25 protein-coding genes are annotated in these 20,987 nt (G+C 40.2%); 8 read left to right on the top strand and 17 right to left on the bottom strand.

The window, feature by feature from the left end; all coding sequences use genetic code 11:
- Nucleotides 1-86: 86 nt before the first annotated feature.
- Nucleotides 87-1,031: a cation diffusion facilitator family transporter gene (locus tag ACFPZG_RS18580; protein ID WP_317940567.1), complete on the top strand. Its 945-nt coding sequence runs from the start codon at nt 87-89 to the stop codon at nt 1,029-1,031.
- Between the two features lie 133 nt (nt 1,032-1,164).
- Here ACFPZG_RS18580 and ACFPZG_RS18575 read toward each other — a convergent pair whose 3' ends face one another.
- Nucleotides 1,165-1,353 (bottom strand): DUF4177 domain-containing protein, encoded by a 189-nt coding sequence (locus ACFPZG_RS18575; protein WP_283733705.1) that lies wholly within the window; start codon nt 1,351-1,353, stop codon nt 1,165-1,167.
- Between the two features lie 158 nt (nt 1,354-1,511).
- Between ACFPZG_RS18575 and ACFPZG_RS18570 the strand changes: the two genes are divergently transcribed.
- Nucleotides 1,512-2,486: an MraY family glycosyltransferase gene (locus ACFPZG_RS18570; RefSeq protein WP_283733704.1), complete on the top strand. Its 975-nt coding sequence runs from the start codon at nt 1,512-1,514 to the stop codon at nt 2,484-2,486.
- A gap of 87 nt (nt 2,487-2,573) precedes the next feature.
- Here the strand turns inward: ACFPZG_RS18570 and ACFPZG_RS18565 are convergent, their stop codons facing one another.
- From ACFPZG_RS18565 to ACFPZG_RS18535, 7 genes are all read right to left on the bottom strand, one after another.
- Nucleotides 2,574-3,374: a hypothetical protein gene (locus ACFPZG_RS18565; RefSeq protein ID WP_283733703.1), complete on the bottom strand. Its 801-nt coding sequence runs from the start codon at nt 3,372-3,374 to the stop codon at nt 2,574-2,576.
- A 58-nt stretch (nt 3,375-3,432) separates the two neighbouring features.
- Nucleotides 3,433-3,909: a GNAT family N-acetyltransferase gene (locus tag ACFPZG_RS18560; RefSeq protein ID WP_283733702.1), complete on the bottom strand. Its 477-nt coding sequence runs from the start codon at nt 3,907-3,909 to the stop codon at nt 3,433-3,435.
- 187 nt (nt 3,910-4,096) lie between these two features.
- Entirely contained in the window at nt 4,097-4,828 is a 732-nt protein-coding gene (locus tag ACFPZG_RS18555) for a class I SAM-dependent DNA methyltransferase (RefSeq protein ID WP_317940554.1), read from the bottom strand.
- A gap of 42 nt (nt 4,829-4,870) precedes the next feature.
- Nucleotides 4,871-5,290 (bottom strand): GyrI-like domain-containing protein, encoded by a 420-nt coding sequence (locus ACFPZG_RS18550; protein ID WP_283733701.1) that lies wholly within the window; start codon nt 5,288-5,290, stop codon nt 4,871-4,873.
- 25 nt (nt 5,291-5,315) lie between these two features.
- Nucleotides 5,316-6,059, bottom strand: a complete 744-nt coding sequence (locus tag ACFPZG_RS18545; protein ID WP_283733700.1) for a GyrI-like domain-containing protein — start codon at nt 6,057-6,059, stop codon at nt 5,316-5,318.
- Nucleotides 6,060-6,117: 58 nt separating this feature from the next.
- A complete protein-coding gene (locus ACFPZG_RS18540; protein ID WP_283733699.1) occupies nt 6,118-6,888 on the bottom strand; it encodes an aminoglycoside 6-adenylyltransferase in 771 nt (256 codons plus the stop codon).
- Nucleotides 6,889-6,903: 15 nt separating this feature from the next.
- Nucleotides 6,904-7,797, bottom strand: coding sequence for a DMT family transporter (locus tag ACFPZG_RS18535; RefSeq protein WP_283733698.1), 894 nt, complete (start codon nt 7,795-7,797; stop codon nt 6,904-6,906).
- Between the two features lie 138 nt (nt 7,798-7,935).
- On the opposite strand from ACFPZG_RS18535, the gene ACFPZG_RS18530 reads away from it, so the two are divergent.
- Nucleotides 7,936-8,676, top strand: coding sequence for a DUF3888 domain-containing protein (locus ACFPZG_RS18530; RefSeq protein WP_317940553.1), 741 nt, complete (start codon nt 7,936-7,938; stop codon nt 8,674-8,676).
- A gap of 147 nt (nt 8,677-8,823) precedes the next feature.
- On the opposite strand, the gene ACFPZG_RS18525 is transcribed toward ACFPZG_RS18530, so the two are convergent.
- The 3 genes from ACFPZG_RS18525 to ACFPZG_RS18515 all read right to left on the bottom strand — a co-directional run bounded on the left by ACFPZG_RS18525 (nt 8,824) and on the right by ACFPZG_RS18515 (nt 11,614).
- Nucleotides 8,824-9,972, bottom strand: coding sequence for a substrate-binding domain-containing protein (locus ACFPZG_RS18525; protein ID WP_317940552.1), 1,149 nt, complete (start codon nt 9,970-9,972; stop codon nt 8,824-8,826).
- A 134-nt stretch (nt 9,973-10,106) separates the two neighbouring features.
- The gene (locus ACFPZG_RS18520; RefSeq protein ID WP_283733693.1) at nt 10,107-10,811 is read right to left on the bottom strand and encodes a hypothetical protein; all 705 of its coding nucleotides are present in this window, start codon (nt 10,809-10,811) and stop codon (nt 10,107-10,109) included.
- Nucleotides 10,811-11,614 carry an ATP-binding cassette domain-containing protein gene (locus tag ACFPZG_RS18515; protein WP_283733692.1) on the bottom strand — a complete coding sequence of 268 codons (804 nt, stop codon included), beginning with the start codon at nt 11,612-11,614 and terminating at the stop codon, nt 10,811-10,813. Before ACFPZG_RS18515 ends, ACFPZG_RS18520 begins: the two co-directional genes overlap by 1 nt.
- 342 nt (nt 11,615-11,956) lie before the next feature.
- Here ACFPZG_RS18515 and ACFPZG_RS18510 point away from each other — a divergent pair, with 342 nt between their 5' ends.
- The 3 genes from ACFPZG_RS18510 (at nt 11,957) to ACFPZG_RS18500 (ending at nt 15,129) form a co-directional block, all read left to right on the top strand.
- Nucleotides 11,957-13,168, top strand: a complete 1,212-nt coding sequence (locus tag ACFPZG_RS18510) for a hypothetical protein (RefSeq protein ID WP_317940551.1) — start codon at nt 11,957-11,959, stop codon at nt 13,166-13,168.
- A gap of 48 nt (nt 13,169-13,216) precedes the next feature.
- Nucleotides 13,217-14,374, top strand: a complete 1,158-nt coding sequence (locus ACFPZG_RS18505; protein ID WP_317940550.1) for a hypothetical protein — start codon at nt 13,217-13,219, stop codon at nt 14,372-14,374.
- Nucleotides 14,375-14,493: 119 nt separating this feature from the next.
- Nucleotides 14,494-15,129, top strand: a complete 636-nt coding sequence (locus ACFPZG_RS18500; protein WP_283733688.1) for a hypothetical protein — start codon at nt 14,494-14,496, stop codon at nt 15,127-15,129.
- Between the two features lie 223 nt (nt 15,130-15,352).
- Here the strand turns inward: ACFPZG_RS18500 and ACFPZG_RS18495 are convergent, their stop codons facing one another.
- From ACFPZG_RS18495 to ACFPZG_RS18470, 6 genes are all read right to left on the bottom strand, one after another.
- Nucleotides 15,353-15,547: a YwbE family protein gene (locus ACFPZG_RS18495; protein WP_283733687.1), complete on the bottom strand. Its 195-nt coding sequence runs from the start codon at nt 15,545-15,547 to the stop codon at nt 15,353-15,355.
- Between the two features lie 300 nt (nt 15,548-15,847).
- Nucleotides 15,848-16,453, bottom strand: a complete 606-nt coding sequence (locus tag ACFPZG_RS18490; protein ID WP_283733686.1) for a GNAT family N-acetyltransferase — start codon at nt 16,451-16,453, stop codon at nt 15,848-15,850.
- Complete coding sequence (locus tag ACFPZG_RS18485) at nt 16,454-16,801, bottom strand: NIPSNAP family protein (protein WP_283733685.1); 348 nt, start codon at nt 16,799-16,801, stop codon at nt 16,454-16,456.
- 92 nt (nt 16,802-16,893) lie between these two features.
- Nucleotides 16,894-17,331: a GNAT family N-acetyltransferase gene (locus ACFPZG_RS18480; RefSeq protein ID WP_283733684.1), complete on the bottom strand. Its 438-nt coding sequence runs from the start codon at nt 17,329-17,331 to the stop codon at nt 16,894-16,896.
- 48 nt (nt 17,332-17,379) lie between these two features.
- Nucleotides 17,380-17,565 carry a hypothetical protein gene (locus ACFPZG_RS18475; RefSeq protein ID WP_317940549.1) on the bottom strand — a complete coding sequence of 62 codons (186 nt, stop codon included), beginning with the start codon at nt 17,563-17,565 and terminating at the stop codon, nt 17,380-17,382.
- 27 nt (nt 17,566-17,592) lie between these two features.
- The gene (locus ACFPZG_RS18470; protein ID WP_317940548.1) at nt 17,593-19,161 is read right to left on the bottom strand and encodes an amidohydrolase; all 1,569 of its coding nucleotides are present in this window, start codon (nt 19,159-19,161) and stop codon (nt 17,593-17,595) included.
- 105 nt (nt 19,162-19,266) lie between these two features.
- Here ACFPZG_RS18470 and ACFPZG_RS18465 point away from each other — a divergent pair, with 105 nt between their 5' ends.
- Nucleotides 19,267-19,707, top strand: coding sequence for a YtoQ family protein (locus tag ACFPZG_RS18465; protein ID WP_283733682.1), 441 nt, complete (start codon nt 19,267-19,269; stop codon nt 19,705-19,707).
- A 460-nt stretch (nt 19,708-20,167) separates the two neighbouring features.
- Nucleotides 20,168-20,986, top strand: a complete 819-nt coding sequence (gene pstB / locus ACFPZG_RS18460) for a phosphate ABC transporter ATP-binding protein PstB (RefSeq protein ID WP_317940547.1) — start codon at nt 20,168-20,170, stop codon at nt 20,984-20,986.
- Nucleotide 20,987: the final 1 nt, after the last annotated feature.

Here is a 20,987-nt window from a genome sequence, read left to right as displayed (position 1 = left end):
AGAAACCTCTAATGACGAAAAACCTGATTTTAACGTAGAGACGTCATTGAGCACGTTATCCAAGATTGAACAAGGAGGTATATAGACTGGGACACAATCATGGTCATGACCATTCACACGGTGCAAATAAAAGGGTACTATTGATTAGCTTTATAATTATTACTTTATATATGATTGTTGAAGCCATAGGTGGTTTACTAACAAATAGTCTTGCTTTGTTGGCAGATGCTGGTCATATGTTGAGCGATGCTATATCTCTCGGGTTAGCATTATTAGCCTTTAAACTTGGAGAAAAAGCAGCTAACTATAGTAAAACATATGGATATAAGCGATTTGAAATTTTAGCTGCTGTTCTAAATGGGGTAACACTCGTACTAATTGCTTTGTTTATCTTTTACGAGGCTGTTCAACGTTTTCAAAATCCACCTGAAGTTGCTTCAACTGGAATGTTGATCGTTGCTTTTATTGGCTTGTTAGTCAATATTCTTATAGCGTGGATTATGATGCGTGGAGGAGACGTGGAAGAGAACTTAAATATTCGTGGAGCATACATGCATGTAATTAGCGATATGCTTGGTTCCATTGGAGCTATTATCGCTGCACTACTCATGATATTTTTCGGCTGGGGCTGGGCAGATCCACTTGCAAGTGTCATTGTAGCCGCACTAGTATTACGTAGTGGATACTATGTAACAAAATCCGGATTGCATGTCCTGATGGAAGGGACACCACAAAATGTAAATATGGAAGATGTGATTCAAACGATAAAAAAAACAAAAGGAATACAGGGCATTCACGACTTGCATGTTTGGTCGATTACAAGCCGGTTAAACGCTCTCTCCTGCCATGCGGTTGTAGATGGTAAAATGTCCATTGCTGAAACTGAACGACTGCTCCAACAAATTGAACATGACCTTGTACAAAAAAACATTCAACATATAACGATTCAATTAGAAACACCTGCACATCTGCACGACGATTCTATTCTGTGTAAAGTGAAAGGCGAATCAGCTGAACATCACCATAACTGATGGTAATTGCCACCGTATCTTTGTAACAAATTCAAAATCCTCTCAATGATTATTACAATTGAGAGGATTCTTTTGTTCGATCCTTAACATCAACCGACCCCTAATTTTATCTCCGTGCATCTTTAAAACATTGTTATATTCGTTTTTCAAAAATCAATTCGAAGTATGTTGCGGCACCAGAAGGGCCCGTAGGCGGCGTTAGAATTTGTACTAATCGCCAACCCTCTTTTGCGTGATCATCTATGATAGCATGATAATCTTGTGTCGGTTTAGACTCGATAATACCTTTTAAATCTAATTTAATATATTTGTATTCATACATCTTATCGTACCTCCAAATGAAATAGTTTACATGTTAGTTATTTTAACACAATATTTCAATCTGCTTTAAACTGACACCCATTTAACGATTTTCTATTAAACAAATTCACCAATCGACAAAATTAGTAAAATTCTGTATAATGATAGAAGATTAATAGTATGGTGGTGAGAAAAATCTCTTACATATTGGCATTTTCGGCATCATTTCTCATTGTTTATAGTTTAATTCCCCCGTTACGAAAGCTTGCTTTCCATCTTGACTTTGTGGACAAGCCGCAGGAAAATGTCGAACGTAAATTACACCGTGAACCGATTCCGCTGACAGCGAGCTATGCCCTTTTTATTGGTTTCTTTCTCGTCTATCTACTTTTTACTAGAGAGTTTACCTGGGAAACCGGCGCACTTTTTGGAGGAGGGGTATTGTTATTAACCATCGGAACGGTTGATGATTGGTTCAAAACGAAGGGGAAAGATTTTCCGGCATTCCCTAAATTCATTGTGCAAGTATCTGCCGCAATTTTAGTTTTTGCTTCAGGTATCACATTTAACGGTTTCGTAAACCCGCTCTCGGGTGAATATGTATCCCTTCCGTTTATACTGCAGTTTATATTGACAATCTTATGGATATTCGGAGTGACGACAGTCATTAATTTCTCGGATGGTATGGATGGACTTGCAGGAGGACTTGTCGCGATATCTGCTGTTACCCTTTTTATTGTTGCCTTAACGAAAGGTCAGTCGAATTCCGCCATGATGGCCATTGTTTTAGTAGGCATCACTACCGCCTATTTACGCTTTAATAAACCACCTGCCAAGGTTTTTATGGGAGATGCAGGCGCCAGCTTCCTTGGGTTTATACTTGCAGTCATCGCCTTGGATGGTGCCTTTAAACAAGCAACCGTTCTGTCATTGTTTATTCCCATTTTGGCATTAGGCGTGCCAATCTTTGATAATCTATTTGTCATAGCCAAACGTTATGTTCAAGGCAAATCGATCTATCAAGCCGATGCTAGCCAAATCCATTATCGCCTGTTGCGTGCCGGACTGAATCCAAAGCAAGTATTAGCCTTTTTGTTTTTGGCAAGTGCATGTCTATCTTTATCTTCGATCATCTTGCTGCTTATACAAATCTAATAGACTAACGGTCAACGAATTGTTTTATTCACTTCCTCCACCTTAACCTGGTGGTTTTTTTAATGTTTTCATGTTTAAATCCAACACTTACCCATCTAACCAAAAAAAGAAAATCATGACGTAAGCAAGCTTTTCTTCAGAAGAGATCTGTGCCCCAAAACGAACATGTTCATGATGGGCAGTACTTTGGAATGCAGGAAGCGTTGCGTACGGAAACAATCCATAACGGTAGGAAGCTGTCCGACTGCCTCTCTCGTCCAACACATCGATATCACCAGCCATATTTTTTGCTTCAAGCTGCCGCCAAACCAATCCATCTGCATGATAAAGTGTTCCCCGGTTTTTCATTGCCGATTTTGATAGTTGCTGGATGTATCGCCCTATGACCGTGCCATCGGGCTTCTTCAATGTCAACGTAAATTGTTTCACATTGTTTTTGATTTGGAAAGTCGCCAAGATACTGCCGTCTAATGCAGCAATGTCATAGTTCACTGGAAAAAGCATCCCTTTTTCAAACGATTGGAACAGAAGCAGGCCATTACGAAATTGTCCTTTTGCAGGCTTTATTTGAAATAGTGGTTGTCCATTATGATCGACATTGTATAGCTTGGGAAGCAAGGACGGCACTCGCTTCAGAATTAGTTCCCCAATGTTTTCCACGTCAATTTCACTGTCGACTACAGGATGATCTATCAGCTTTTCGTACGCTTTTTTGAAATAAACCCCTGCCCCAAGTGAAAACACTCCAATTATCCCTAATTCAAACAATACATCGCCATTTAAGGAAAACCCTTCATACCAAATGAAATAGTAAAGAATACAATAAAGGGTCAACCCTGTTCCGCCAATGAAACTGAAAATCGACGTTTTCCGATAGATTTCTTTCACGCCATTACCCCCTTTTTCTATTCGTACCGGTGAAGGATTTGGGCGTCCATAACATCGATTATAAATCGAGCTTAAAAATCACTTCATCATCATCAACCTTACCAGTATCCTGAAATCCAAAAGATGCGTAGAGATTCTTAGCAATTGCATTTGTCTGGTCAAAGGAAATGTACACTGAAGAAGCATCGCCTTGCGGGAAAGTTTTAATATAGTCAAGTGCTTTTGCCATCGCTTTTCTACCATAGCCCTGTCCTTGATATTTCTTATCAATCATAAATCTTAAAATGCCATAGCGAGCTTCATCACCATATTCATTTTCCTCGGCTGTGTCATGATACATCATGATAAAACCAATCATTGTCTCCCCATCATAGATTGCAAATGTCATAGCGGGCATTTCATCATTTAATAAGGCGACATAAGATTGAGCAAGACTATATACATTGGAGGCTAAAAAGTTTTTCTGCTCCTCTTTAAGTTCCAATCGAATACATTCCTCAAAATTATCCCAATTAATATCCCGAAATTCAATCATAGACAGACCTCCTTTAGGCAATTTACTTCTATATACGTTTCGTAAAACATTTGGATTCATTATTGAGGGAAAGAATAAAAAACTATATTTGTAGATGAGGAATTCGTGTGTCATAAAAAAAAAGACCCAGTACCTTCTGGATCTTCCACAGTAAGTGTGTTGTAGATATTGTTTATTGTAAAACCGTTCACTTCCTGCAAGAGAACATCAGTACAATCGGTATTCTTTGTCTGCGTTCAAATTCACCTTCGTTAGTAAAATATTCTCTTTCAGGCGTTCCTTCCCGGAGGTCAACTATTGTAAAACCTGCTTTTAAAAGGGCATGAAAATAATGTTCAGTTGTTCGATGGTACTTCACAACAACTTTTTGAATCCAAGGTTCTTTTCTTTCCCCTTCGATAAAATAATCATCAACTATCCAATCCTCACGTCGATCTCCCGTCTTTTTGCTTTTAAACGAAGATGTTGTGAGTGGGTGTTGAATACTAAAAATAAACCGTCCATCCTCTTTGAGGCTTTGGTACACATTTTGAAACAAGCTCTGGATATCATCAACATAATGTATTGCGAAACGGGACGTTATAATTTCATATTCATTCGTTGGATAACGAAACGTTTCCATCGTCTCATGATAAATCTGTGCATTTTCTTCAATTAGGTTTTGATTCGCTAGTGCTGACATTCGCTCAGAACCTTCTATTCCAGTATAAAATTTCGCACCTAAATGTAATAATTCTTTTCCAAAGGCTGCATTACCACATCCCAAGTCTAAAACCGATTTTCCATGAAAGTCGCCAAGCAACTCATAAATGATAGGCTTTTCAATCGCAATGTTGGGGCTATCTTGCCTATCTCTATGATTCATATACTTTTTACGAAAGTCCTCTTGGTCATAAACACTTGGGCCTCGATATTCCATGTGATGCATCCCCCCTAATTCTTACAAAAAAATCGAGTTCCCTTACTCAATCGCCACCCAAACTTCAATCTCGTATCCTTCAGAACCTGTAGGGTGGATATATCGCTCAAACCCATAACTATGTCTAAGTTTCACATCTGGATTTCTCAGCAACGCATCAAATGCAGCCGGAATCGCCTCGACTCCACCTTCGACCTTAGCAACAATAAATTTACCGCTTGGAATAAAAAATTCTTTCGTATCTGAAAACCCTTCCGCAAACTCCGATCTAATCCCCGCTAAGTAGTGGAAGTTGCCTTTATCCATTTCTAACGTAATCCCAAAAGACTCTTCAGGTGAAGCACCCTTTTCCTGAATAACTCCATTCAATTCATCCCACAGCTTCGGAATCTGAGTTACCGGCCCGTGCATTTCATACCCTTTTACCGTGAATTGTTCTACAAGTTCAATCCTTGTCCCCATTCGTACCATCCCTTTTTGATTTTATTTATTCAATCGGCATCCAAATCTCGATAACATCCTCCGATACCCCGGCTGGATGAACGTAGCGCTCAAAATCATAGCAATCCCGCAGTTTGATATTTTCCATTTGAATGATGTAATCATACGCAGCTGGAATTCCTGGAATGCCGCCTTCTACTTTCGCAACGATGAATCTGCCAGCTGGAATGACAACTTCTTTCGTGTCCGGGAATCCTTCCGTCAAGTCTTCTTTCAGCCCAGCAATATAATGAATAATATCGTTCTCCATCTTCAGGCAGACACCGAATGATTCTTCGACAACGACACCTTTTTCATTAATTTCCTTTATTAACCGGTCCCATTCTGCTGGAATTTCCGATACAGGTCCTTGCACCTCATACCCTCTTACTGTAAATCCTTTGCTTTCTTCAATGCGTGTTTCCATTTCCTTCTCCCCTTTGTTTAATAATTGATCAATTCCTTCCATCTTCCCTTGCAATTCATTGATTTCATTCTCAATTTCCTTTTTTCGATTCTTCAACAACCGGTCCATCTGATCATCTCCTTCCCGTAAAATGTCGGAAAGGGACACGCCGAAATTCCTCAATGTTTTGATTCGCACGAGCTGCTGCTGTTCTTTTTGTGTATAAAACCGATACCCCGACTCCGGATTTACATATGAGGGATAGACAAGTCCAATTTCCTCATAATGTTTGATCGCCTTTATCGTCAGCCCGACAAGATGGGCCGTTTTCCCGATTGATAGCATACTCCCCCTCCCTTTCTTCTCTTACTATAAACCTGTCTCCAAGGGTGGAGTCAATCATTTATTTCAATAATTCATATAACCTTTCATCCATCATCATGGAAGGGTTCTTATCCACAGTATCCGCAAAAAGTTCTTTTAGTTGAGTAGCTGAGATCGTCAATTTCTCCACTGTCACCTCATCTGGATAAGTGGAAAGATACGCTTCAATAAATGAAGGATCCAAACTGCCATACGCTTTAAATTGATGCAATTTCTTACTTTCATTCATCGCCTGAACAAGTAAAACATACTCTCTCATCCTCTCAAGCATCTTCAGTGCGTAGATAAGATTATTTCTTTTCAACTCTTTATTTACATTCAATGCACAATAAGCGAATTCAAATGGAAGATCAATGTTCACCTCATATGTGACAGGCTTATTTTGAAATACTTCATTTTCAGCATGCATTTTCCTAGAAACTACTCCGCTTTTATCAACAACGACTTTCCACAAAGGCGATTTCACATTCAACAACTCACTCGGTAAAACGGAAATATTCAATTCGAGTGAATTTTCCATGAACACAATGAAAAGGAAGATATGTTGTGTAAATTGCTTTTCCTTAATATAAACAGGATTGAACTTTGTAAGAAGCTCATAAATTGCTTGTTTCGCGTCATCAACGTCTTCCGATCTATAAGTAGACGCCATCAAGTCAATGTCGGAGTGCGCATCGTTGTACCCCTTCACCCCAGACCCTAACTGGACAACCCCTTCAAACAAATTATTCGACTGAAAGTTCTCGATGATTCTTTTAAAATATTCATCTCTTTCCTCAACACTATACACAACCCCACCCCATCCTCACTTTGGTTCAACTTTTATTAAACTTGCTTTTTTCCTATTAAAAAAGCTTAATTTCGTTTCGGATAAAATGATTGCCGCAAGTATCAAAACCGCGCCAATGCCCATCTTAAACGTAACAATTTCACTTAATAAAATGACGGAGAAGACCATTCCCCATAAAGATTCAGTCGATAGGATAATCGCAGCTTTCGTTTCCGTAATAAATTTCTGAGAAACCGTTTGTAATAAAAACGCAATCGTTGTCGAAAAAACACCTAAATATAATAATGACGTCAATCCTTCAGACTGCATGCTGAACGATGTTTCACCTTTCAGTAACACAACGACGATTCCAATTATAGTAGCCGTTGCCATTTGAACAATCGTCAAAATGATTGGATCCTCTTGTTTCACGAACTGCGCCGTGTAAAAAATATGAAAAGCGAATCCGATTGCACAACATAAAGATAGGAAGTCGCCAAAATTCACCCCCGCCGACCATTGTAGCGATAGGACCGCCACTCCGAACATCGCAAGAAAAGCACCCATTAATTCGAATGCATCAAGCTTCTTTTTATAAATTGCAAGCCCAATAAAAGGCACTACAACAACATTCACCGCTGTTAAAAATGCGTTTTTTGACGGGGTTGTATATTGTAGTCCAACAGTTTGCAACACAAAAGCGATATACAAAAATATGCCTAATATTGCCCCCTTGAGAAGTGCACTTTTAGGGATAGACTTTAATTTCTTATGAAAAACGACGCAAAGTAGCACAGCGCCTATCAAAAACCTACCCGCTAAAATTTGATACGGAGTATATGTATCAAGTGCCACCGCACTTCCGACGAACCCACTTCCCCAAATAATCGCGGTTAGCATTAACCCGATTTCACCGATGTATTTCTTCATATGATCCCCCGATACAGATTTTTCATTTTTTCCATTATATCGAAACTACGATATTTCGCTAATACCTCTTTTCAATTGCGTATTGTTTTATTCACAATGGAAACGCTAAGTATATACTCGGACAAGGAGGAATTTAGATTGAAAAAATTTTATTTCTTAAGCTTTTTTCTTGTACTGACAACTCTCCTCCAACCTCTTGTACCGAAAGCAAACGAGCCTTTTGCTGACCTTGAAGATGCATTGTTGGTCACACTTCAGCCCTTTATAGCTCAAGGAATTATTGATTATTACGGATACGATAAACCTTACAAGCTGCATGATGCTGAAGTAGTTGTGGTCAAGAGGGAAAAGGAAGGTGAATTTGCCTTCATCGTGGAGGTTCGCGTGAAAACATTCGAAACCTCGGAGAATCCGCCTTATGGCAACGAGACATTGAAGTTTGGCCTTAATTCAAAAGGGGCCCTGCTTTTAGAGTTTTCCCATGTTGGCGACGAGGAAGAAAAGAGCGTAAAGCAATTTTATAAAGAGGTAATTATTGATATCAAAAAATCGTTCCGCTTAAATTTATTGCCATACGAACAATATAATTACAACCAGCTACGCTACAAAGCGGAAAAGAACAATGAATACGATTCCCTTGCGCATATCGCGGAGGAAATTATCATTAATATCCTAAGCCCCGAAATACAACCCCCATACAAAAACGTCATTGATCCAGTGACGTTCGTTAAAGACAATGAAGGCTTTATCCTTTTCAAAAGAGCCGATGGGACAAATTTCTACTATAAAATGCTGAAAGAGAACGGAATTTGGAACGTCGTCGAACAGGAAAGTGAAAAAGGGAAGAAAATGAAGTATGAATTATTATGGTATATGTAAAAGAGGCGTGAGAACGCCTCTTTTCTTTTTTTCACATTTCACGCTCTTGAATTTCGGTGTCGTCACACCTGCCATCGGGGCTTGGATGATTGGGTATATAATTCCCAAAGTGTCTGTGAAATTCATCGTTCAACTCTCCCTAATTCATCACTTTCCGACCGGTACATACCCCGTCATCTCTACTATTTCTTGCCCTTCATCTGACAATATCCACTCAATGAAAGCTTCAACGTGTGGATTATCGCTACCCGCCGTTACTGCATAGAACTCACCAGTAATCGGATATTCACCCGAACGGATTGTTTCCACTGTCGGTTCCACGCCGTTCACGCTCAGCAAGCGGATCTTATTATTTTCTACCATTTGTGTTGAGTAGTACCTGAACGTATAACCAATGGCATTTTTATGATTTTTATAGTCGGACACTTCACCGATGATGGTTCCCATAAGCGACATGACATCCTCTGTAGGCGGCTTCATGATTGGAGTGAGCCCCATGAAACTTTGCAATGCTGTTTGACTACCGCTATTTTCAGGTCGTTGAAATGCGCGGATTTCCTCGTCCTTCCCACCAACGTCTTTCCAATTTGTAATTTTCCCAGCATAAATCCCTTTGATTTCATCCTCCGTCAAACTTTTCACAGGATTTTTGGAATTAACGAAGAAGACAAATGCCTCTTTCCCAATCGGCGTCAGCTTCAATTCCTTACCTGCACTTTCCGCTTGGTTCAGCTGTGTTGAAGATGGCCCCAATGCGAAAATAATATCCACATCTCCATTTATCAAATTCGTATAGGCAGCACCCGTCCGATTGGACATTACTTCGCTATCATAAGGCTGGTACTCCTTTTCAGGATAAACGGATTGTGCGAATGCAGCGTAAATCGGATAAAGCGCAGTTGCCCCGTCAATTATTGGTAAATCGTCTTCGATTTTCAAGGATGCTGGTTTTTCCATCCAAACAGCCTTCGTTCTCTTTTCAAATGGCTGGTATTCAGTGAGATTGACTTGACCATCCGAAATCGTGGGCCGTGTTTTTTCATAGATACTTGGAATGTTGAAAACAAGTGAGATGGCGATAAGAGCAGCCACTCCAAGCCAGAAATACTTTTTATACGTGAACAGTTCAAAACGTACCATGACGAGTATTGCTCCAAATGATAGGTACGCCGCGATGACAAGAGGTACAAAATATCCCTGATTTGAAACATATAGAAAAAACGCGGCAAGCCCTGCAAGTGGAAAAACTAATGCCCATATGAATAAAACCGACAGTATCCCCCAAAACGTTTTCAAGGTGGTTCCCCCTTTTAGTAACTCTCTCATTCAAACAGTATACAATATTTTGGAAACTATTGGATGAGGTGAGAGAACTAAAAATTCAAGGTTTAGAGAGCATAGGCACACACTTTTGGATCCACAAGAACACATTACCTCTCTTTCCGATAAAACATCCGGGTTATGACTAAAAAGTAAATGAAGGAATAGCAAACGACCCAAGCGGCATCCAACCAAAAGTTTTTATCAATCAACAAAGCATCATCTGTGAAATGCATAAGAAATTGGGACACTGGTGGGAAAGGGAGTAGTATCCATTTGAAGATATACACTTTCTCAACTATGCCTTCGTAGGCAATCGAAACAGCGATGACAAGCATCGCCGACAACCAAGCAAATTTCTTGGATTCCATTTTTATATTAGAAAAGAACGAACCAACTATAATTCCGAAAACCGCAAAGAATAGATGACCGTAAATTGCTGCGCCTATATGCACAAGCCGAACTGTCCCTTTAAAGCTACTTATCAACATTGGATATGCTATCGCAATTAATCCTAAAATGGACGCAACTAAAAAACAAACAACCCATTTCCCCCATAAATAATCTCTCTTATTCGGCAGCTGCACAAACAGTAAATTCTTCTCACTTTCCCCCTCCAACGCAAAGACATTCATCGCTACCCATGTCATGACTAAGTATAGTGAAATACAAGTGACTGCATAGCTGCTCATTATTGGGACACCGCTATACGTGTAGAAGACAATAATCCAGCCAATGAATAAAGTGAGCGGTGGTATGAATGTCAGAGATCTAAGATAACTGCCGAATTGATATCGAATGAACCCCCAAACCATTACCTCAACTCCCTCACTTCTAAAATGGAACAGTTTTTTCTTAGTAGACTCTGTAATACTTGGTCACTTACATCTCCTTCAACTGTAAAGACTGCAACGTTTTCTTCGTAGTTCAATTGACTGACGGGAAGACCTTTTAACTCTTCTCTCGTACGGCATTCAACGCGTATTAACTTTTTTGGAATTGAATTCATTGTTTGGAGAGTGATTTCTCCGGTTTCAATCTGTAGAATTTCCTTCGCCATATTCGTAACGAGCGTTTCCTCATGGGACGTGAAAACGATTGGAATTTGTTTATCTCTCAGCAATTGTATGAGGACCTGTTGGGATTCAGCATCTAACCCAGTAAGTGGTTCGTCCAATAATAAAAGATTGGGCTTCATTAACAGCGCTTGAATGATGCCGACCTTTTGCTTTGTTCCTTTAGAACACGCCTTAAGTGAAGTATGAAGAAACGGTTCCAAACTGAATAGTTGGATGTACTCCAATAATTCTTTTTCAACGTAAGCCTTCGAGCCGCCCCGAAAGGATGCGGTCAACAGTAAGTACTCTTTAAGTCTGAATTGCAGGCTATCAGGAAAATGCTCAGGCACATACCCGATTTTCCGAGTATTTCTTATAACTTTACCGCCCGTGGGTTCAGTAATTCCAGCCAATATTTTCAGCAATGTGCTTTTACCTGATCCATTTTTCCCGCGAATTAATAACCTTGTATTTGCGGAACATCCTAACGAAATATTATGCAAGATTTGTCGCCCATTTATTTCCTTGCTAACTTGTACAGCCCCCAAGATGAGTGCCATATGCCCCCCCCTTATTCAATCGTATCTGAACAAACCTTAAGAAAAGTATACAGTATATTCGGACACAACCGGAAGAATTTTTTGACTCGCGGGCAAACTTCAAATATATCGGCGTTGGAGTGTCGATTGCGCTTCTCACCACTATAAAGGATTTAGCTTTAGCATCTTTCAAACGGTGAGATTTAGTATGAGGCTACTATTCAATTAGTCATAGAATTAAATGTGAGTATTTCATTAATTAAAAGAATAATGACTGTTGAAATATTATAACTATATGTTTATAGTGGAATGAGGCAACAAAATATGGAAATTTAATAGGTATTTTTCAAAGGAGAACCTAAGATGAATTGGAACTATTTAAAGCATGAATTTTTGATAACCGTGAGGAGCAGAAGAAATATTCCTTTCTTATTATTCGTAGGCGTTCTATTGCTGAGTTATTGTTTGGTCCTGCTGCCAAATGCGAATACGAAGGAAGCTTTTGATAAGAAAGGAACGGAGAAGTACTTAGTCAATTTGGAGATTCAACAGAAATTGAGGGAACAAATCGGCAATACAGGCGTTGTTCTCCACTCTGGCATTCCTGTCTATGCGTGGAATGATTATAACTATGGACTCTTTAAAGGGATGCTATCGGCATATACGGAGGGAAATTATACACGTCTGTTGAAATTGCGAACCTTTTACTTGGAAGGGAATAAAGACGAGTATGTGAATGACAAAGCGTTATTTAAAGTATCCCCTTTCCCAGGGAAGGACAGGGAACATTTATATCATCAAACAATGATCCAGTATGAAGATTATATTACGAAAGGTGTACCAATCACTTTCGGAATAATGTATGAAAAGACTGGTCTACAGGCTTTGCAAAATTTCCTTCAGGGATTCGGGGTATATTTCCTACTATTTTGCACGATCTATTTTAGCAGTGACATCCTATCAAGGGATCGCAAACATCGTACGCTACTGCAAGGAATACCATTATCATGGTATCGACAGCTAAATTTAAAATCTCTTTCAGCCTTCCTTTATTCTATGCTTTTTATTGCTGGTGTTGTTGTCATCGGTGTCCTCATCATGTCATGGCAATATGGGTTTGGATACTTTGATTTGAGAGTCCCGACGATGATTGCACAGCAGACTTTTAAAATTCAAGATTACAGTTTCATTACGATCGCTTCCTATTTGGGCAAAACGTTGGCTGTCTTGCCTTTGTTACTATTGATATTCGTCCGTTTGAATGTAATCTTCAGTCTTCTGTTGAAAAACGAATGGTTTGTCCTTATGTTCAGCACCGTTGTTCTTTTTTCAGAACGCCTTTATTTTTCACGTACAACAAGAGAATTATTTGGACTGGATATCAGCCTATTTCCCCAGACCTATTTTGACTTTGGGAAAATAGTAGATGCAGAAAAAAACTATTTAGTGAACACCGAAACAATCACGTACGCAAAAGGGATTATTGCCCTGCTTAGTCTGCTTATTATTATTGAAGTTATTTTGTTCTTAGTTTCACGCCTTGTCAATAAAAGACGATATTACAAATTCGGATAATCAGACGGGTAGTGAGGGATTAAATTTATCGTGAGGAAGGATGCAATCATGTTTTGGAAATATACAGTATTCGAATCGAAGCTATTGTTAGGTAATTGGAAAAATTGGTTGTTAGGCATCGCGCTTATCCTATTTTTCCCGCTCTATTTTCTTTACTATTCACAAATCGATATTATCGATATAAGAGAGCAAAAAAATAACGAAGTCGATGATTTTATGGCGGTATTGGACGCCCTTCCTAGTTCCCTCCGGAAAACGGATGAAGGTAAAGAAATTTACAACAATTTAACGCAACAGTCATCATTGCATAATGCGCAAAGATTTGCTCTATGGAAGAACAAGGATTTCGACGAGTATTTCGACAACGGCATCAAACTGAATGAATTACGGCTTGAGATGCATGAAAGGGACAATAAAGGAATCCATCCGGATTACGTCATACCCATCTCGGAAATTCAGAAGGAAATGGCGTTATTGCAATACTACAAAGATCATGACCTGCCTATCATCCAAGATCCTTACGCGGCCAGCAATTATATGCCGGTAGCGTTGCAACTATTAAGCGGAGTTTTGTTTTTTTTGTTCGTTTTATTAATGGCAAGCAGCATCCTATTACATGACCAACAGCATCCTACTGTCATGAACGGCTTCCCGATTTCATTCATGCAGAAAGTGAGCAGCAAGGTGACAATTCACTTCTTCCAAGTCGTCGTTTTTATTATTGCAAGTGTTCTGATTGGCGGGTACTACGTGTCAAAGAAAACGGGTTGGGGGAATTTCAAAACTCCGGTACTTATTTATCAGGATGCTGACTTCGTTGCTGTGTCGATGCTTCGGTATATTTTTTACATGTTTGTAGCATTTGCTCTTATTTCGTTATTTCTTTTACTCGCATTCATCCTAATCAATGAAATAACGAAAAACTTGTACGGCACAATATTACTCTTACTCGTTGTCCTGCTTGCACCAGAATTTCTAAGCATTGCCGGAGTAGAGACGAATTGGTTATATCCACTGAAATACATTGACATCGGAGCCGTCTTGAATGGGGATGCGGCGATGGAATTTGGTATTGAGAAATTAGATTTCAGGCATTCATACGGTTGGCTCATCGGGCTGAATGTAATTATTACCGCAATCCTTTATGCAAGAAATAAGCTGTTGCACCTTCGACGGGTGGCAATTGGGGACGGTGGAATGCTATGATAAGCACTATTCGAAAAATGTTTAATCGCACATCAGCACAATGGAAAATGCACGTGGGGAAAAAACAATTATGCCTATTTAGTACATTCATTCTCCTACTATTAGGAGGATGTCAGCCTTTGGAAGGAGATTCTTCGGATCCAACAGTCAGTTATGAAGCAAATTACGAGATTATAGGTGCCGAAAGAGATGAAATGATAGGTGAAGTCAATCCCGCGATTTTCACGACAGTTGATCGTAGCAACAAAGAATCGAAGAAAGAAAGCGGTACAGTTTTCGGTAAGAACGGCGTTAAGTTCCAATTGAAAACCGGCAGGTATAGGATCTCCGGCTATCCAGTCGGAAATGTCTTTATCTATGACAGCAATAATAAGTTGGTTTTGCGTGAAATTGTTGGAGACGTTGCTGGAGTTAACTCTCTTACAGTAGATATAGATGAATCGTATTCCATTGTGATGGATGGGGGCTACGGCTCTGTTGACGCCAAACCCGTGGGTACAGAGCTATCTACGGTACTGACTGCAGGCATATGGGATGTCGGATTGGATATTGAACCGGGCGAGTATTCAATCAGTATCCCTTACGGATATGGCTATGTCCAAATTCACGAACAAGGGAAAGATCCGCTCCTATACGAACTGATCGGTGGAGAGATAATAAAATCTGAGAACAAAGTAAGCTTGAAAAAAGGACAGAAAGTTCGTGTAACAAAAACCTCAATAGTTACCTTTGAACCAAATATGACGGGGAAATAGCGAGAGGAATAAAGCATTTACATAGAGGAGTGATTGTCGTACGGTTTAATAGACTTCAAAACCTTCCTTAAAAAGAGAATCTGTTAAACGGGTGATTTAGTTCAATCAGAACAGCAAAATAACTCGCAAAAAAACGCTCAATCTGAGCGTTTTTAATTGCACTTTTTCCCCTTCAACCGAACCCGTTAATAGAGACAGTTCCTCTCTATACAATCTATTAAGTTCAATCCAAAATATCGCTTACCCTTCCGACCTGCCCATCTTCCAGCCGTACTTTAATGCCATGCGGATGGAAGCTCGAGTTGGTCAATAAATCCTTGACGACTCCTTCCGTCTTCACACCTGTGCGCTGGTCCTTTTTCAGAATGACATTGACTTTCATTCCCGGTTTCACATCACTTCGATTGCGTCCGTCCATAGTTATGCTCCCTCCTCCTAAAATTCGTCATCAACTCTCGCCCATTCATGACAATTTTCTACAGTTTATCATACTGCATCGCTGGCAAGGCAAGTCACATGCTTTAGGCAGATACGTTATCACCGGCTTTTGAGGGTTTATCACCGACTCTCGGAAGTTTACCACCGACTATATGGGGTTTATCACCGACTTTGCCCACTTTACCACCGACTCGCCTTTTCAGACGCCAAAAGTTGTTATTCAATCTTATACATTCAAAATTGTATTTTGATTATCTTCTTTTTTAGTCCTCGCATGTCCTCATCCCTTAGACAACCAACTTTCCCTTGTCAATTTCATATTAATGGAGTCGATCCATTCCCCTTCGTACTCCAAATTATTTTCATCGACACTTACAGGCACAAAACCAACCTTTTCATAAACATGCTTCGCCCTTGGATTAAAGTCAAAAACACTTAAGGTCAGTTCGTGAAGTGTTGTATTTCTAAATATGAAATCAATGATAAGTTGCGTAGCCTCCGTCCCAAGTCCTCGATTTCTTCCCCTCGGTCCGATCAGGATTCTGAAATTCATGCTATGGTTGTCTTCATCGTATAAATTGATCACAGCCTCTCCAACTAAGACGTCTTGGGCCGGGTCAACAATCGCAAGATCCAAGCGATCCGTTTGTTCATTCCTAGTTTCATACCAATTGCGAGTAAATTCCCGGTCAAAATCTGATTTACTTCCTGTAAGTTTAAGTACTTCTGGATCTTGTAAACATTCTTCAATATAAGGGAAATCCTCAGTACTAAATGGCCTAAGAAATACTTTTTCTCCTTTAAGAAGTGGTTTATGGCGTAATTCGATCATTTTATTCACACTCCAATATGTCTTTACATTCAATACCGTTCTGCCAGATTCCACTCATTTCCCCGAGTATACAGTTGATGTTATGGCTTCATTTTTTACCTCTAAAATGTATTCCTTAAATACATAATCGCGTCCACCATTCTTCGCGTACCAGTCTTTCACACGCTCGACATGAGCATGATCATTTCTTATCTTGGTTTCAATCTCTACATAATCCTCATAACTGTCATATTCCCAAATAGCAAAAACCTCGACAGTATTGTCCTCATTTTCCTTCATCCAACGACCGATTAACCGGGAACCGTATTTAAGTTGGTTAGGCAAGTTGGTTTTATTGAAATGTTCATTAAATATCTCGACAAACTCTTTCTTCACAGTATAAAACTTTCTTCTATAAAACATAGTATCCCCCCTTATTCCTTGTTATTATGTTACAGGTCTACATTGGTACATCTTTATGCAGCCATCGCGCCTCACTGCTGACGACTTAGATCTCAAATTATATCTTTTGAAAACCCCGTGCTTTTACCTACGTAGCCATTACTTGTATAAAAAATATGTGCCGTTTGACGCTCGTCTCGATTACCACTATTTAAAGTCATAGCAACTGCACCTTGTTGAATCGCCCATTCTTCACAAGCTTTTAAAAGCATTGTTCCAATTCCTTGCTTACGTTGTTTGGAACTTACAACAAACGCAATAATACGTACATATATACCAGTAAATTCAAAAGCAAGTGCCTTACATAACCCTGCAAAACCTATAACTTGATTGTTCTTAACAACCACTAATGCTTCATAATCCACATTTTTTCGTAGTAACTCCATTCGTTTCGTTAATTCTTCAAGTGTTGTCGGATAACCTAATTCGCTCATCAACTCAACTAAATCTTTGTAATCTGTTTGTTGTACTTCTCTAATTTCAATTGTCATTTATTTTATCTTCCCTACTACTTGAAAATATTGAACTATCAGGCCCGATTACGGCATTAGCTGATTATAGCAATGTCCTTCTTTTTCTATAACTACCCCACAACCAACTGTAAATAGAGTTTCGTTACCAATCGGCTTTCTCATATCTGAAATATTGTTCATACATTTCTCTCCCGTTCCCCTTTGTCTATGACCTTCTAACATACTGAAAAGAAGATAACAGACGATTACCATCATGTTATCTTCCTTCAAAGTATTTTATTAGCTTCGATACATCACATCTCCCGCTACAACTGTCATAACAACAGCTGTATCCAGGATCTTCTCTTCATCCACCTCAAACAAATCCTTATCAAGAACTGTAAAGTCCGCATCAAAACCGACAGATAGTTTCCCTCGGGAATCCGCCTTTCCAATTGTTGCGGCACCGCCCGTTGTGAATAAACCGACCGCTTCAAATCGGCCTAACTTCTCCTTCGGTAAATACCCTTCATGCGTCTGGCCAGGTTTCCTCCTTGTCACTGCCGCATAAATACCTAACAACGGATTGACTTCCTCAATCGGTGCATCTGACCCTGCTCCGCAAATGAAACCTTCATTAAGAAGACGTTTCCACGCGTACGCCCAGTCCAATCGTTCTTCGCCCAAACGGTCCATCACCCATGGAAAATCGGATGATACAAAAACAGGCTGAATATCGAGGACGACTGGAAGTTTCTTCATTCGCTCCACCAAGTCATCACGCAACACATTCACATGGATGAGTCGATCGCGTTTCCCTTCAGGCACTGGATGACGTTCGATTGCATCCAATCCTTTCTCAACTGCTCCATCCCCGATCATATGCATCGCAACAGCTTGCCCATATTTACGGGCAGTCGCCACATTCGTATCAATCTCTTCATCTGTCAAAACAACATTGCCTGAAGTGGAAGGATTGTCCGAATACGGCTCACTCAACAAAGCTGTGCTTCCACCAAGCGCACCGTCAATGAAGAACTTCATTTCTCCCGGCTCAATCCACGGTTCATCATAAGTTGCTTCATCTTCCATTAAATGAGTAAATACTGTTGACCTGCGCAATAAATGTGCACGGTATTTCTTCTTTTCACCGATTACATTTCTGAATGCCTGCAACGGGTTTCTATAATCACCATAATAACCAAGGTCATCTGTAACAGAACCAGTTAGTCCGAGTGACAGCAGATCATCAACAGATTTCTCAAGTGCCTTCGTCAGCATTTCCTCCGTCGGCTCAGGTATTAACTGCAACAGACGATTCATCGGCCCTTCTTTAAGCAAACCGTTCGGCTCGCCATTCTCATCCCGTCCAATGACCCCATCATCCGGATCCGGCGTATCTTTCGTAATGCCTGCAAGCTCCAACGCCTTCGAGTTGACTACCGCAGCATGCCTGCAAGTCCGTTTTAGGAACATCGGCGAATTCGTCACCTTATCCAGTTCGAATCTCGTGAAGATCTTTTTATCGGAGAAATTATTTTCATTCCACCCTTCGCCAATGAACCACTCATCTTCTTTCAAATCAGGATGGGATTTCATGAGCATATCCATCATGTCATCAGCAGACTTCGCCTTGGATAGATCCAAACTAAGCAATTTCTGCCCATGTCCAATCATATGCATATGGTTGTCAATGAACCCCGGATAAAGGACAGCCCCATTTAGGTCAATCGCTTCATCCGCTTCATTTTTCAACTCATCATAATTACCAACCGCAATGATTTTACCGTTTTCCGTAAGTATCGCTTCTATTGTTTCTCCTTCAGTTTCCATCGTATATAGCTTTCCATTATGCCAAATCGTTTTCATAAAGACTCCCCCTTTCCTTTATTCTAAACTTTCAAACGGCGGCGGGCAATCTTATTTGGGAATGAATGCTATAATGGAGCTAACATATTGAGGAGGGATTTTTTTATGAGATTGACTGTATATCTTGCTGGCGAAATCCATACTTCGTGGCGTGAAGAGGTAAAGCATAAGGCGGCGGCTTTGAAGTTGCCAATCGATTTCGTCGGTCCGATGGAAGACCACGACCGTTCTGACAATATCGGAGAAGAAATATTGGGCAAGCAGCCAGACGCCATCTTCAAAGACGCCGCCGCTTCAAACTTCAATAATTTGCGTACTGAAATTTTAATGAAGAAAGCTGATCTCGTCATCGCCCTTTTCGGGGAACAATATAAACAGTGGAACACGGCAATGGACGCAAGCGCAGCAGTGGCCTACGGTAAGCCACTCATCCTCATCCGTTCCGTGCAGCATCATCACCCATTAAAGGAACTATCCCGCAAAGCACACGCCACAGTTGAAAACGTCGACCAAGCGGTGAAGGCTTTAAAGTATCTTTTCGAATGAAATGAAAGCTATCCGGACGTGGATAGCTTTTTTAAATTGCTGTAAGAAGCTTATCACCGACTCCCGGCGTGTTATCACCGACTCTCAACGCTTTACCACCGACTCTCGGCGCTTTATCACCGACTCACACTAATCCAGTCTAATAATCAAGCAAATCCCGCCCGAATTCAGTGTTCACAATCACAAATGCAGACAAAATCACATTAATCCTTCAAATAACTCATAAATTACTATAATCACGCATAAACGGCCCTAATAACTCATAAACCCACAAAATAGCTCATAATCCGCCATAATCACGCATAAACGGACTTATGCGCAAGTTCAATACTTTATGTGTCTTTACATAAGCATTTATCCAAAACCCCTAATTTACAAATCCTTTACATTCCCTTCATATCCCCTCAACATTCTTTCCCTATACTTTAACTAAAGTCTCAATCCAATAGGAGGATATCAAATGACTTTATTGCATGAACGAAGAAAAGAAAAAACATTATCAGTCGTCAGGAACGAAAACTGGGTAAAGCCGATCTATGAAACGAACGGTTTAAATCTATGGTACGGCACCTCACATGCCTTGAAAAATATTGAGTTGGACATAAATGAACGCGAAGTGACTGCGATAATCGGCCCATCTGGTTGTGGGAAATCAACATTTCTTAAAACGTTGAATCGAATGGTCGAAACAGCAACGGACGTCACCATCTCAGGCAACGTCACTTTCAAAGGGAATAATATTTTAGGTAACGCGATGCCTGTTGAAATTCTACGTTCCAAAGTCGGCATGGTGTTCCAGAAGCCGAATCCATTCCCGAAATCGATTTATGAAAACATCGCATTCGGGCCGCGAGTACACGGCATTCGCAACAAAGCTACACTCGATATGATTGTGGAAGAAAGCTTGAAGAAATCCGCCCTATGGGATGAAGTCAAAGATCGTCTCCATAAAAGTGCGTACGGCCTTTCAGGCGGACAGCAACAACGGTTATGTATCGCCCGATGCCTCGCAATCGATCCGGAAGTGATCTTGATGGACGAACCGACTTCCGCACTTGACCCAGTTTCTACTCATAAGATCGAAGAATTGATTCACGACATTAAAAACGATGTGACAATCGCAATCGTTACACATAATATGCAGCAAGCTGCTCGTATCTCCGATCGCACTGCTTTTTTCCTTAACGGTGAAGTGATTGAGGAAGACCGGACAACAACAATCTTCAACACCCCATCAGATAAGTTGACGGACGACTATATTAATGGTCGATTTGGATGAA

The organism is Sporosarcina thermotolerans, from assembly GCF_042658975.1.
Taxonomy (GTDB): domain Bacteria; phylum Bacillota; class Bacilli; order Bacillales_A; family Planococcaceae; genus Sporosarcina; species Sporosarcina thermotolerans.
This window is presented reverse-complemented; position numbering and strand designations above follow the sequence as displayed.